Below are 13,286 nucleotides of genomic sequence, written 5' to 3'. Positions count from 1 at the left end.
GCCGTCCGCAAACACCAGGATGTTCTTGGTCATGCAGCCTCTCTCAAGTGACGATCGGCTCGATCGATGCATCTTCAATGGATATTCCGGTCGCGTCCGTGAAGATCGCGGCGACGTCCCTGGCCTTCTGTCGGTACGCGTCGTAGGTGTCCTGGCCTATCAGAGAAATAGCTTCAGCAAGGCTTGCCACCTGACCCTGCTTTTTCGCGACCGCCGCAGCCTTGAGCTTTTGCTCTTCCGTTCGAAGCCCGACAATCGCGGCGTTGAGATCGGAGATATTGGTCGGAGTTACGAGCTTGCCACCGATGTAGACAACCTGGCTGAGGCCGACGATACCCAAGATCGTATTCGGAACGACGAACGTTGAGAGCTGATTGACTCCGGCCGCGATCAGGCCGCCGATCACCACGAGGCCAAAGATGAAACTTTGGTAGCGGTAGACGTCGAAGACACCATCGGTTGTGAAAAAATCGCGCCATGTCGCCTTGGATGGATCCACAACGGTCTTGGCCATGGGAATCCAGCCATGTCTCAGAAGCCATGCCCGGTTGTCTACGGACAGTGTATTGCGCTGGCTATCCGTTCCCTTGGCGATCGTCGCCCCGATACCGCTGATGCCAAGAAGTGTCAGGATCGAACCGGACAGATCCACCAAGGTACCCGTCTGCAGCAGGAGAAGCGTAATGAGCGCGGCGACCGCCAGCGAGAAAGCGAGAGTCTGGAACGTTGAGAGACTACCCTTCCCGTCGGGTCCGGCAGAAACCTTCGCGGGGTTCAATGCACTGAGAAACGATGCGAATGTGTGATCTTGCTTGCGGAGCGCAAACGCAATCCAAAGGTACAGGATGAGCACCTCTGCGATAACCGCGAAAATGCTGAACCAGTAGGGACTGAGGCGAACGCTCACGGAGGAGACACGCCACGGCGATTGGCCGACCGGGCTGTTACAGGTATAAAGATATAGATCGACCCGGCTCCAGAGCCAGGCGAGATCGTCGCCCATGTTGAGCGTGACAATGGTCTGATCAGGCTCCAACAGGTGTTTCTGCACCAGCGAATCGGACTCGGTCGCGCGGTGCGTTACGGCGTCTTGCCGCTTGAAGAGATAGGTTTCATCTCCGTAGTCGATCCCCGCAAAATATCGGACACCCTCCTCGTACGGGGCGCGCACTCCTACGTCGACCCGCTGGTTTGTCGGCAAGAAATTTGTTGCAAGCACGATAGAGGCGCCTACAGGGTTGCGGCCTGACCGCAGCTCTACTGCAAATTCATTCGGCTTTACGCATTGCTTCTGCGGATCACCTGGCGCGGCGCCCTGAGCCGCGGCGCCAGCAGGCATCGCCCCAGGCTTCTGAGCAGCCTGTTCAGGACGCTGCTGCTCGGGTATCGGAGTTTGACTCACCGGACCTGTGGAGTTGGCCTGTGACACCTGTTGCTGAGCCTTCACCGGAACGCAACAGATCGCTCCCAACAATGAAAGGGCGCTGGCAGCAACGACCAAGAATCGCGACATTCATACCCCCGAGCCGGACGATCTTGGCACGAAATTTACCGATGGTTGCATCGCAATCGCAAGCCAACCTGCTTTGTTGTCCCCGTCTATCCCGGTACACTACCCTGTGTTGAGCGGACGCACCAAAGCAGGGCCAGGAGCAAAAAATTGAACCTCGGCGCCGTTATGCACATCCGGCAACCCACGAGACTGCCTTGGCCATCGAGTACAAACGTTGGAATCTACCGGCCTAAAGCAGGGTGAGACATGACTTTCATTCTTCCGACAAGCGCTGGCTTTTCCTACAATTGGGGCGGCCCTCTTGCCTCCGAGGTATTCAGCTCGCTTTTGGCTGATAAAAGACATTGATGAAGCGACGCGCGACATGCTTTTCGCCACGGGCTTCGAGCAGGTGTTTGGCCGAGCTACATCTCTCAACTGACCGCGATGACAAGAGGCGGCATGACGCTCTTGTCACCGCCGTCGTGGGGATTTTCGACGCCGTGAACAACAATTCGGGGCACTAGGAGACCATGGTGGCACCACCTGATGGTTGATTCCACCAAGCTTTCCGATGCAACCAAGTTAGAGGTCGGCAGCCCGTTCGGCCGACGCAACGGTGGACGAAGGGTCGATCGCGGATTCTAAATCAACACGAATGCGAGCAGGCCGGAGCAGAGTAGCACGATCCCTGCACCGGTCAGCACCAAGAAGCTACCTGAGACAAGGTCGCAATTGCGCATAGGATGCCTCGATCGCCGCAGGATCAGCGGCCCGACCCTGCGTCATTTGATCAGTCAGCATTGTTATTCAAATTCGCTGCACTATTCCTGCCGTTTGTAAGGACAGAATGCATTTTTTCGGCGAGACCGTGATTGGATTTGCCGTCTCGCGGCGAACGGAGGGAATATGGATTACGGGGTTTCACGATCCCAAGATGCTCCGACTCATTGAACGCCGCAGCGCTTGCGCTAAGGTCCTCGCTCATTGCAACACCGGCTGTGAGCCGTTTCATAACTGCGCGATAGCTTTTTGAATAAGGTCACCAAATGCGTGGGCTCCTAATCCTTCTCGCGGCTTCTATCATCATGTTGACGGCACGCGGTCAGCACCGCGATGGCTTCGTGCCGCACCCGACCGCGCCCATGCCGCCAGTCAACATTCCTTAGTCACGATCACGCTGCGGCCATCAAAACTGACCTGGATCGTGACTTGGGTGAAGGAGCAGCGCGCCTACATTCTCGATGATGCGCTCGTAGACGCCCCTGAGTATTTGGAGGAATGGCGTCAACGGAGAGCGGACTGCCATCAACACGGCCACTCGCGGCGATCTGGGTCGATGCGCCTTCCGCCGCCCTCAGATTTTCAGGAGTCAGGATTCGGCCTGGCGTCATCCGCACCCACGTTCTCGACTTGGTCGACAGCAGCCCGCGAAAGTCAGGCTGGTTGAGTCCAGACCCTGCCCCTTTCGCGGCCGGCGCGTCGCCGCTGGCGGCGTTCGCGCCGGCGCCGCATTCTTTGCTCGGGGAGCCGCAGCGCCCGCACGGCCGGGCCGGGCGGCTCGGTCGGAGCCGCTTTGGGCTCCGGATCGCGCGAACGGGCTTCCATAACCTCGAGCATCGCCCGCCCTTTTTCGGTGATGCGCCAGCCACCGTTTAGGCGCTCGACGAGCGCTTGCGAGAAGATATCCAGATCCCGTACGCCCGCAGCCAGGCGCTTGGTCCGCGCGGTCCAGTCGGCTCCGCTGGTCGCTAGAATCGCCATGTCGCGCTTGAGATCGGCCATCACGGCGAACCCGTCCGGATAGCTCACCAGGATCTTGAGTACCGTGACCTGAAAGTTCACCCCCGCGCCCCTCGCGGCTATCGCCACATCGTCGGGGCGTCGGAGAGAGCCGCGCGCCCGATCTGCTTGAGGCGGTCGGGTGACGTGTCGCCCCGCGAGGCGGCTTCCAGAATCCTGGAAGCCACGTGAGCGCGGGCGCCTGTGTCGTAACGGGGAACGTTTTCACAGACCTCATCGAGGACTGCGCGCAGAAGCGCGGCGGTGGCAGGATCGGGCATGGGACCCCCAAGGGAAAAACCTATCTTAACGCAACAGCATTGGCGCCGAATTCAAATATGCTAACGGCGCCACAATCGGTGGTGACTCACATCCAGACTTTGGCTTGGCAACAGCCCTAAAACGATCGCAACGCAGCATCGATGTCCTCCGCCATGTCCGCCGCGAGCGCCAAGCCGACACCACGAACTTCGTCGTCGGTCATTGCACGCCGGTAAATCGACGATCATGCAAATCTTGCAGCGGGTGAGTCTCGGATACGGCGGCGCGGTGCGCGTCGCTGCCTGGGATCCAACCGCACTGGCGCCGCAGGGCTACCTTGCGCTCGTGGGTTGGCTACGCCGTGCAACGGCAATTTGAGGCGTGGTCCGATCTCTGCGAAGCCCGCCTTCAAGTACAGTGCTGAATTGGGGCTGCGGCTCCACATCGGCTGCCTGGGCGCTCCCACTTCAAGCTGGCCCCAGCCTTTTGCCGCCCCCAGGCTCATGGCAGACTGAATGAGGGCCATCGCAACCCCGGACGATCGCTGATCAGGCAGCACGTAAAGCTCGGTGATAATGCCGTAGGTTCCGCGCGCAAAAAGGGCGACGCTTTCCGACAACATGATGACACCGACAGGGCGTTCTTGGGCAAAAGCGAGAAACCCAAAGACGCGCTCTTTCATGGCGAGGAGATCGGCAACGAGCTCGGCATCTAGTCCGGCCTGTACATCGCCTGCCCCAAGTTCTGCAACTAGGGCAGCAACCATCTCGGTCACTGTTGTGGCGTCATCGACAGACACTTCACGCGTGATCACCATCACATTCTCCTTCAAGCCCACCACATAGTCGAGCGGCAGCATGGGGGCGCGAAAGCTGCCACTGCATCGTCCCAGAGCAGATATGCTGTCATGTTGAACGTCAGATGACCCTTGGTTCACACCATCGAGAGACGATAAACTCTTCGCTTCGTTCCTGGCTGAAAGTATCTCCAGAAGAGCGAAGGAATGCGGCTGACTGCTAGCGAAGAGGCTTGCGAATCGGCGTCTACCCTCCGCCTCGTAGAATAGCTCGGGGACATACCGACCAGCGACTTACCGATCCGGTGCTGAGCAATGTTGTTCGAGCGTCCATCGCGATCGCCGCCCGTGGGCGCACACGCCGCCGGCGGCTTTGAGCGATGTCGCCTTGACGACCATGATTGCCGGCGCCGGCGCTATTCCGCGTTTGAACGATTTGAATAGATTCGACGATCTGTTCATGTCGAACCGATATCCGACTCTCATACCAACAAACGGCGAGGCTCATTTGAGTACCGTAGCTCAATGACCAAAGAGCAGATAGCTCCGGTCAACGCCGCGGAGATCCCGCGTCTCCCCGGTCCAGCCGACGGCCCGGCGATAGCTGCCCATCGCATCCGTTTGTTTGAGTGCGATGACATCGATCGACTGGGTCCCATCCGCGAAGGGCGAGACATAAAGCGCATCGTCGGGACAATAGAGTTCGCAAAGGAAGCAGGTCTGGCAATCGCCCTGCCGGGCGATCACGGGAATTCCGGCGGCCTTGTCGAATACGTTGGTCGGGCACACGTTCACGCAGATGTCGCAGGACGTGCAGCGTTCGGCATCAATGATCTCGATCATTCCGCGGCCTCCGCATACGCAACGTCGGCATGCGGGCGGACCGAGGTCCAGACCTCGTCGAGGCCGCCCGTCGTCACGTAGTGATGCTGCCGGTCGTCCTGATCGGGGAAATCATCGCGGCGGTGCATGCCACGGCTTTCCTGACGCGCAAGCGCGCTGCGGTACATCCATCGCGCGGTCGCCAGCATCGCCACGCCTTCACGGGCTCGCAAGATGTCAGCCTTGGCGGCCGCATCCGCTTCCGCGACGTCGAGCCAGGCGGCGTCAAGCCGCGCCAGCGCTCCCTGCAACCGCAACCCTTCGCGGAAATAATTCGGTACGTAGGGAAAGACCTCGTCCTGAATCGTTCTTGCTAGCGCGGCCGGCTCGAACGCATGCATCAATCGGCTGCGAAAGCCGTGTGCATTGAAAGGTGCCCGCACGGTTTGGGGGGAGGCGTAGGGATATCCTCTTCGAGGTGTCCCGCACCTACCCTACGAGACGCGCCCAAGCGGCTCGGTTTACGAGAGCCCGGTGCGGCAATAGCCGCATGCGCAGAAACGAAGTCTGCAGGACACTCATACTCGCGGCAGCTGGACTTCCTCTCGACCTTTTGTCAGAGCGTCGTAAATCCGCACCTGAAGCATGGGAAAGCGCCTCTTCAATTCTTCCGCTCCTGCCCAAGCCCCGTCTCTGGTCGCAAATTCGGCTTTGAATCGGCCGTCAACTTCGAGCGCATAACCCGAAGCAGGAAGCTCACCAACCGCTACCACCATTTTATTCCTTCGAAATAGTCTGATGGGGGATTGTTTAGACTGAGTCGCCCTACGCGGGCCAGACATCGCCGCCTGGAACAAACAACACTCACAAAGATTCGTACCGAAGGAGCGAATACGATGCTGATGACGAAGGAGCGACGACCGGCGATCCGCACGCTGCGTGGCTGGGCGATCTCCGTGCTGCAGGAGGCCGGCGCCATCCGCGAGTGCAGCGAGCACGGATGGATGCAGGACCGCGCCGATCCGCATGCTCGCGAGCGCGCCTCCAATGCTGCCCGCCAGGATCCGCCATCGGGCGTGTCAGCAGAAGCCGCCGCCCTTACAATCGATGAAGTGCTGGATTCGATCGGCGACACCTGCCCTGAGTGTCCGCACGAAACCTAGATGGACTAGCGCCGGAGGGGCTCTGGGCCGGCGAGGACGTCCTTTAGCGACCGAGCCGGCAAAGTCAGGTCAGCTCCTGTGCAGATTCCCTTCAGGAAGGAGGTCCTCCGAATCAGTCAGCCGCGAGCGCGTCTCAGCGCGGCTTCCAGCCGCGCCTTTTCCTTGTCCCACCGCGCGTCTTCGGCTTGCGACTTCTTTTCGAGGACCTCGCACTCGGCCTCGATGGCCTCGGCCCTCTTCGCATGTTCGCGTTTGGCATTGTCCAAAGCCGCTTGCGCCTTGTCGATGGCCTGCTGCCGGCGCTCGCGCTCCTTGAGCCTCGCGGCTTCTTCCTTCGCGCGTTCGCGCTCGCGGCGACTCTGCTCCCGTTCGTAGGCGAGAGCGGCCTTCCGCTCCGACGCCTTGTCGACTGGTCTGGACCGAGGCTTCTTCGGCCCGCGGCTTGCCGCCTCGCGGGTGCCCTTCGTCCGTCTCCCGTCGCCACCCAAATCGTTGGGCAGCTCGGCATGCTCGCTGAAGTATCCGCCGGAGCCCACGGGTCGCCTGAGCACGACGCCTGGCTTGGCCATGGTGACAGCGATAACATCCGGATCGTCGCTCTGTTTCGCCGCGCCCTGGTGGAAAAGGTTGCTGTCGGCACCCACGCTTCCAGCGCCGACTTCATTGACGGTGCGGCGATAGCGAGATCGAAGAAGCCCAACGAGGTCTGGTAGGTCTTCAGCTTTCTCGCCATTTTGCCTTCCGGCGTCGGAACCCGCCGACGAGAGGGTACGCCATCAGGCCGACTTCCGCTAAGACCTGGCCGCCGTCTTTTTCGCGGGCGTCTCCTTCGCCGACTTCTTGCCGGCTATCGGCATCAGCATCTCCTTCTGGCCGGCCGCGGCTTTGCGCGGCTTCTTGCCCGATTTTTTCGGAGACTTGGTCTCCGCCGCCGCACTGCCGCCGATGCTTTTGCGCAGCGCATCCATCAGATCCACCACGTTCTCGCCTCGGGGACGCTCTTTCGCGGTGATGGGTTTGCCGGCGCGCTTCTGACTGATGAGATCAAGCAGGGCAGTTTCGTACTGGTCTTCGAATTTGTCCGGCTCGAAATGGCCCGCCTTCTGATTGACGATGTGCCTGGCGAGATCGAGCATGTCCTTGGTCACTTTGACATCCTGGATATCGTCGAAGTACTCCTCCGCGGCGCGGACTTCATAGGGATAGCGCAGCAGCGTTCCCATCAGTCCCTTGTCCAGAGGCTCAAGCGCAATGATGTGCTCGCGGTTCGTCAGAACGACGCGTCCGATTGCGACCTTGTTCATCTCGCGGATGGTTTCGCGGATGACCGCGAAGGCGTCGTGCCCGACCTTGCCGTCCGGACACAGATAGTAGGGGCGGATCAGATACCGCGGATCGATCTCACTGCGGTCGACGAACTCGTCGATTTCGATCGTTCGGGTCGACTCCAGTGCAACGTTCTCGAGCTCTTCCTTCGTCACCTCGATGAAGGTGTCGGTGTCGACCTTGTAGCCCTTGACGATGTCCTCGTTGGCAACCTCCTCGCCGGTGTCGGCGTCCACCTTGGCATATTTGATGCGGTGACCGGTTTTGCGGTTGAGTTGGTTGAAGGAGACTTTTTCGGATTCCGAGGTGGCCGGATAGAGCGCTACCGGACAGGTGACGAGAGAGAGGCGAAGGAAGCCTTTCCAGTTAGCGCGGGGGGCCATGGCGGGGGAACTCCAACACTGATGCCGGATTCAAGACGATCCAGCCAGCTTGGTTCCGACACCCCGGATCGCGCCAGTGCGGATAATTTCAACAGGCCCTACCCAGATTCGTGCTCCGCGGACTCGACATTTGTTCTTGTTATGTTCTAATTCGGGCATGACTGATCGACCCGCGAGCTGGCGCATGCCGACGCCAAAACAGATGGAAAAGCTGGCTGCCGAGGCCGTCCGGAAACAGGCGGCCCCCACTGCAGCTCCCGAGGAACCGCTCCCGCCCGAATATTGGGATTCTGTGCTTAGGGATCCCCGCGCCGCCATGACCGGCGCCCAGTTGCGCCAACGCCCCCTCTCGGAAATTCAGCGCCACGTGCTGCGCGTCAACTGCCGCCGCTGCGACCGAACGGTGGAAATCCAGACCGCCGATGCGGTCCGGCTATATGGCCGGAATGCGGTCTGGAAGGACGTCGCCCAGCGGCTGCTGGACGACACCTGCCAGCAGCGCACCGGAAGACACGAAGAAGACGGGTGCTGGCCGGCGGTCGAGGCGCCCTGACCCGCGACGGATTGCCGATCCGATCTCTCTGCGCTTGGATGTCCGGATGGCCCCGAAGTATCACCCCACGCCCCTGTCGGGCGGCGATCGCAAGGCTCTCGCGAAGGAGCTCGGCAAGTCGCGCGCGATGGCCAATATTCTGGCCACGCAGTCGCCCCAGATGCGGGCCAAGGGCGAAGCGCTGATCCAGCAGGCCGACAAGCTTCTCTGCGAAAGCTGGAATGAGCTGATGTGGTCCGACGGCGAGCCAATCGATCCGTCGCCCACGATTGACCAGGCCGTCAACGGCGGTTTTCCCTGGCTGGAGATCCAGTGTGCGAGATGCAAGACGCCCAGCGACGTCGATCTTGCGGCGATGAAGCATCCTCCGACCACGTTCGTGCACGATCTCGCCAGCCGCCTGCGCTGCCGGAAGTGCGCCAAGGTGGGGCGGCGTCCATCTGCGACCCTGCTCCAGCTTGCATGGCAGCCGCGCCATGCCCGACCGGAATCCTGACATGTGCTGGTGTGGACGGCCTCTCATCCCCGCGGTTTGATGGCGCTCTTGGCGTCACAGAAAGATGAGAGGAAAGTCTGATGAATATTCCCGTTCGTATCGGCATGGATACCTCGAAGTCGGTGTTCCAGCTTCACGGTGTTGATGAGAATGAGGTCGTGGTTGTCCGGCGCCAATTCCGGCGAGCCGAGATGATCCGCTACTTCGAGCGGCTTCCGCCGGTTCTCGTCGCCATAGAGTCTTGCGGCAGCTCGCACCATTGGGGGCGCCTGCTCCAATCGTTCGGGCACGAGGTAAGGCTAATTCCTCCTCAATACGTGAAGGCCTACGTGAAGCGCGGCAAGAACGACGCGGCTGACGCCGAGGCACTTTGCGAGGCGGTCACCCGGCCCAGCATGCGGTTCGTACCGGTGAAATCAAAGGAACGGCAAGCGGCCTGCATGTTGATGACCGTGCGGGAACGCCTGGTCAGCGTGAAGTCGCAGCTCTCCAATGCTTTCAGGAGTTATGCCGCTGAGTTTGGTATCGTCGGCCCCGCCGGCCGGCAGAACGTGGCGGCACTCATCAAACGCGTGCTCGAAGACGATAGCCTGCCGGAAATGGCGCGGGATCTCTTCCGCCTTCAGGCGGACGAGTATGCCGCGGTCCAAGCTCGCCTAGCAAAGATCGAGGCTAAGCTGATGAAGTGGCATCGCGAGGATGACATCAGCAGGCGTATTGCGACAATTCCCGGCGTCGGTCCGATTGGGTCGTCGATGCTCAGCATGAAGGCACCGCCGCCCGAGACGTTCAGATCGGGTCGCGACTTTGCGGCATGGCTCGGACTGACGCCCAAGGACCATTCAACTGGCGGCCGGCAAAGACTCGGCGGCATCACAAAGGCTGGAGATTCTGTACTGCGATCGACGTTGATCGTCGGTGCAACTGCGCTGCTGAGGCATGTCCGAAAGGGTCGTCATAAGCCCACACCATGGCTCGCCGCGCTGCTGGAGCGAAAGCCGCCGAAGCTGGTCGCGGTGGCCTTGGCCAACAAGTTTGCCCGCATCGCTTGGCGCTTGATGATTTCGGGTGGCGTGTACAAGCAGCCGGTAGCCGCCATGCCGACTTGATCTGAAATCGGCCCGCGAGCAAGGTTGCTCGGCGGATTGCCCATGAACTTGCAGGACGCAGTAGATGGAAGGACCGATCGGTCGATACCCGCGAGCTTCCGAAGGTTACACTGGCACCAAGAATGTCGCCCATGTGCTTGGAACGTGCGTAGCGAACACCATCTCGGCCAGCGGGCTTTGCCCGCGCAAACAGGCCGGACATCTGATAGCAAGCGATCTGGCCAGAAGTCTGCTACAATCCTGATAAGTGGGGGGCCGTCCACATCTGCAATCTCTACTCGATCACCACCAATCAGGCGGCCATCATCGCGCTGTTTCGCGTGGTAAATCGATACGTCGGCAACCTGGCGCCGATGCCGGGCGTCTTCCCCGACTACAAGGCGCCAATCGTGCGCAACGGCGCCGAAGGCCGCGAGCTTGCTACCGCGCGGTGGGGAATGCCGTCATCCCAGCATGCCCTCATGGAGGCGACCAAGAAGCGCGCGGCAAAATTTGAGGCCAAAGGCAAGCCGGTCGACTTTAAAGAACTGCTCAGGATGGAGCCGGACGGCGGAACGACCAACATCCGCAACGTGAAGAGCAAACACTGGACGCGATGGCTGGGAGCCGAGAACCGCTGTGTGGTGCCGTTCAACTCTTTCAGCGAGTTCAACAAGGCCGAAGGCGGCGACATCTGGTTCGCCCTCGACGAATCCCGTCCACTCGCCTGCTTCGCCGGCCTCTGGACCAATTGGACGTCGGTCAGGAAGGTCAAGGAAGGTGAAACCAGCAATGACATCTTCGCGTTCCTCACCACGGAGCCCAACGCGGAGGTCGGAGCCGTCCACCCGAAGGCGATGCCCGTGATCCTGGCGACGCCGGACGCAATCGATACCTGGATGACGGCCCCTACGGACGAGGCGTTGAAGCTGCAGCGGCCCCTACCGGACGGGTCGCTCCAGATCGTCGCCCGCGGCGTCAAGGAAGATCCGGCCGGGCCGGCGCCGTGACGGACGAAGACGGCCCGTCCCGCCAGCGCAAGATCATCCATGTCGACATGGATGCGTTCTACGCATCGGTCGAGCAGCGGGATAATCCGGATCTCCGCGGCAAGCCGGTCGCCGTCGGCGGCTCGCGCGAGCGCGGCGTCGTGGCGGCCGCGAGCTACGAAGCGCGGAAGTGCGGCGTCCGGTCTGCGATGCCGTCGGTGACGGCGAAGCGCCAGTGCCCAGACCTGATCTTCGTGAAGCCCCGCTTCGAGGTCTACAAGGCGGTCTCCCAGCAGATCCGCGAGATCTTCGCCGAGCACACTGCCATCATTGAGCCGCTGTCGCTGGACGAGGCCTACCTTGATGTCACCGAAAACCTGCAAGGGATCCCGCTGGCGCGCGACCTCGCGCTCGCGATCCGCGCCAAGGTCAAGCAGGAGACCGGTCTCAACGCCTCCGCCGGCATCTCCTACAACAAGTTTCTCGCGAAGCTCGCCTCCGACCACCGCAAGCCGAACGGCCAGTACGTCATCACGCCCGAGATGGGGCCCGCATTTGTTGAAGCCCTGCCCGTCGGCAAATTCCACGGCATCGGTCCAGCGACCAGCACAAAAATGAATGCACTCGGGCTCTACACCGGTCTCGGTATCCGAAATCAGTCATTCGAATTTATGCAGACCAATTTCAGGAAGGCTGGAAGCTATTACTACTGGATATCGAGGGGCGTCGACAATCGCGAGGTCAGGGCCAACCGCGTGCGGAAATCCGTCGGCGCCGAGAACACCTTTTCCACCGATCTCACCGAGGTTGACACGATGCTCTCTGAGCTGCAGCCGTTGATCGACAAGGTCTGGCGGCACTGTGAAGAGAATGGTTCGCGAGGTCGGACAGTCACACTCAAAGTAAAGTTCGCCGACTTCGAGCTAATCTCTCGAAGCCGGACGGTCGCCAGCACCGTCGGCAGCCGCAACGAGTTGGAAACGGCATCGACTGAATTGCTGAAAGCACTCTTCCCCATGGAAAAGGCAGTCAGACTACTCGGCCTATCGATTTCCAGCTTTGAAGCCGACGATCACGGTACGCCAAAGCAGATTCCACTCGCATTGTAGACAGCTTTGCGATGACGCGTCCTGCTCGCTTTTCAAACGCAGACTTTGCAATTATGGTTCTTGTTGTAAAACCGTTTCAAGGAGCGAACAGATCTAGTCGCCAAGACCCTTGATGGTAAGCAACTCGTTGCGTGCAGAGCTGTCGAGCATGACTTTCTCGCCACCCCGCGCCTCTAGCATTGAGTTGTATGCATCTACGCGCATAATCATTTCGGCGACGGATTGCCGTATATATTTGCTCATCAAGACGAGCACACTACCTGCGGACCGAAGGTCCGGCGACAGGCAAATTAAGGGCGGCAAGAACAAGAACCGTTTGATAAACCGTTTTGATACCGCGGCTTCAAACGGTGCGCTTTGATAAACACCTGATTTAAATGGCATCAAATCCGCACTCAGGCAGATCGTCTTCTCGGCCCGGTCGTTACCGACGTTGATGGCAACAGTGAGGAACGAAGCGACACCATCTCAGTGTTCAACGGGCCTCCACCAACGATCTGCTCGCTGATGGATGAGGCGGAAGAGACAAAGACGGTCAGCGACTGGATTATTATTGCACGAGCCAAAGACGGTGTGCATCCTCACGAATTTGGAGTATTTGTGCGTTCCGAAGCGCAATTGGATCGCGCACGCGATGCCGTTATGAAGGCTGGAATACCATTCAAGGTTCTCGACGAAAATGTTGAGACGACCAGTGGCAAGGTCTCGATCGGAACGATGCATCTCGCCGAAGGATTAGAATTTCGAGCCGTGGCTGTAATGGCCTGCGACGACGACATCATTCCCTTACGGGAGCGTATCGAAACCGTCGGCGAGGATGCCGATCTTCGAGAAGTTTATGACACTGAGCAGCATCTGCTGTATGTCGCCTGTACGCGCGCGCGAGATTTCCTGCTGGTGACCGGCATCGATCCGGTATCTGAATTCCTGGAGGACATCGAGAAGGGTCCATAACTTAAAATAGCCGTCGTGCGCCCGTAACCGTTGGAGTGAAGATGCAAGCCAAAAAGGCTTATGCGGGTGAGA

Annotated in this window: 15 protein-coding genes and 1 pseudogene; 7 read left to right on the top strand and 9 right to left on the bottom strand. The window is 60.0% G+C overall.

Translation table 11 applies throughout. The annotated features are described in order from the left end of the window. Positions 1-43: 43 nt before the first annotated feature. From ACP2YO_RS11760 to ACP2YO_RS11735, 6 genes are all read right to left on the bottom strand, one after another. A complete protein-coding gene (locus ACP2YO_RS11760) occupies positions 44-1,513 on the bottom strand; it encodes a hypothetical protein (protein ID WP_426441023.1) in 1,470 nt (489 codons plus the stop codon). Positions 1,514-2,929: 1,416 nt separating this feature from the next. After that, positions 2,930-3,337, bottom strand: coding sequence for a hypothetical protein (locus tag ACP2YO_RS11755; protein WP_426441022.1), 408 nt, complete (start codon positions 3,335-3,337; stop codon positions 2,930-2,932). 17 nt (positions 3,338-3,354) lie between these two features. Next, positions 3,355-3,555 carry a hypothetical protein gene (locus ACP2YO_RS11750; RefSeq protein ID WP_426441021.1) on the bottom strand — a complete coding sequence of 67 codons (201 nt, stop codon included), beginning with the start codon at positions 3,553-3,555 and terminating at the stop codon, positions 3,355-3,357. Positions 3,556-3,779: 224 nt separating this feature from the next. Then, positions 3,780-4,394, bottom strand: coding sequence for a GNAT family N-acetyltransferase (locus ACP2YO_RS11745; RefSeq protein WP_426441020.1), 615 nt, complete (start codon positions 4,392-4,394; stop codon positions 3,780-3,782). 459 nt (positions 4,395-4,853) lie between these two features. Next, the gene (locus tag ACP2YO_RS11740; RefSeq protein WP_426441019.1) at positions 4,854-5,174 is read right to left on the bottom strand and encodes a 4Fe-4S binding protein; all 321 of its coding nucleotides are present in this window, start codon (positions 5,172-5,174) and stop codon (positions 4,854-4,856) included. Further along, positions 5,171-5,554 carry a hypothetical protein gene (locus tag ACP2YO_RS11735; RefSeq protein ID WP_426441018.1) on the bottom strand — a complete coding sequence of 128 codons (384 nt, stop codon included), beginning with the start codon at positions 5,552-5,554 and terminating at the stop codon, positions 5,171-5,173. The genes ACP2YO_RS11740 and ACP2YO_RS11735 overlap by 4 nt, the downstream gene beginning before the upstream one ends. Positions 5,555-6,049: 495 nt before the next feature. Here ACP2YO_RS11735 and ACP2YO_RS11730 point away from each other — a divergent pair, with 495 nt between their 5' ends. Beyond that, a complete protein-coding gene (locus ACP2YO_RS11730; RefSeq protein WP_426441017.1) occupies positions 6,050-6,316 on the top strand; it encodes a hypothetical protein in 267 nt (88 codons plus the stop codon). Positions 6,317-6,432: 116 nt separating this feature from the next. Here ACP2YO_RS11730 and ACP2YO_RS11725 read toward each other — a convergent pair. Both ACP2YO_RS11725 and ACP2YO_RS11720 read right to left on the bottom strand, forming a co-directional pair. After that, positions 6,433-7,049: pseudogene (locus tag ACP2YO_RS11725) on the bottom strand (cell envelope biogenesis protein TolA). A gap of 58 nt (positions 7,050-7,107) precedes the next feature. Beyond that, a complete protein-coding gene (locus ACP2YO_RS11720) occupies positions 7,108-8,025 on the bottom strand; it encodes a Ku protein (RefSeq protein ID WP_426441016.1) in 918 nt (305 codons plus the stop codon). A gap of 157 nt (positions 8,026-8,182) precedes the next feature. Here ACP2YO_RS11720 and ACP2YO_RS11715 point away from each other — a divergent pair, with 157 nt between their 5' ends. The 5 genes from ACP2YO_RS11715 (at position 8,183) to dinB (ending at position 12,260) form a co-directional block, all read left to right on the top strand. Beyond that, positions 8,183-8,578 (top strand): hypothetical protein, encoded by a 396-nt coding sequence (locus tag ACP2YO_RS11715; protein WP_426441015.1) that lies wholly within the window; start codon positions 8,183-8,185, stop codon positions 8,576-8,578. A 46-nt stretch (positions 8,579-8,624) separates the two neighbouring features. Continuing rightward, entirely contained in the window at positions 8,625-9,074 is a 450-nt protein-coding gene (locus ACP2YO_RS11710) for a hypothetical protein (protein WP_426441014.1), read from the top strand. A gap of 80 nt (positions 9,075-9,154) precedes the next feature. Further along, positions 9,155-10,183: an IS110 family transposase gene (locus ACP2YO_RS11705; RefSeq protein ID WP_426441013.1), complete on the top strand. Its 1,029-nt coding sequence runs from the start codon at positions 9,155-9,157 to the stop codon at positions 10,181-10,183. A 263-nt stretch (positions 10,184-10,446) separates the two neighbouring features. Further along, entirely contained in the window at positions 10,447-11,172 is a 726-nt protein-coding gene (locus ACP2YO_RS11700; protein ID WP_426443138.1) for an SOS response-associated peptidase, read from the top strand. Positions 11,173-11,219: 47 nt separating this feature from the next. Continuing rightward, a complete protein-coding gene (dinB, locus tag ACP2YO_RS11695; protein ID WP_426443137.1) occupies positions 11,220-12,260 on the top strand; it encodes a DNA polymerase IV in 1,041 nt (346 codons plus the stop codon). A 93-nt stretch (positions 12,261-12,353) separates the two neighbouring features. Here dinB and ACP2YO_RS11690 read toward each other — a convergent pair whose 3' ends face one another. Further along, entirely contained in the window at positions 12,354-12,644 is a 291-nt protein-coding gene (locus ACP2YO_RS11690) for a hypothetical protein (protein WP_426441012.1), read from the bottom strand. A gap of 123 nt (positions 12,645-12,767) precedes the next feature. Between ACP2YO_RS11690 and ACP2YO_RS11685 the strand changes: the two genes are divergently transcribed. Beyond that, positions 12,768-13,214, top strand: a complete 447-nt coding sequence (locus ACP2YO_RS11685) for a 3'-5' exonuclease (RefSeq protein WP_426441011.1) — start codon at positions 12,768-12,770, stop codon at positions 13,212-13,214. Positions 13,215-13,286: the final 72 nt, after the last annotated feature.

It is taken from the genome of Bradyrhizobium genosp. P, assembly GCF_049949265.1.
Taxonomy (GTDB): domain Bacteria; phylum Pseudomonadota; class Alphaproteobacteria; order Rhizobiales; family Xanthobacteraceae; genus Bradyrhizobium.
Note: the sequence above shows the minus strand (reverse complement) of the source record. Positions and strands in the feature narration are given on the sequence as shown.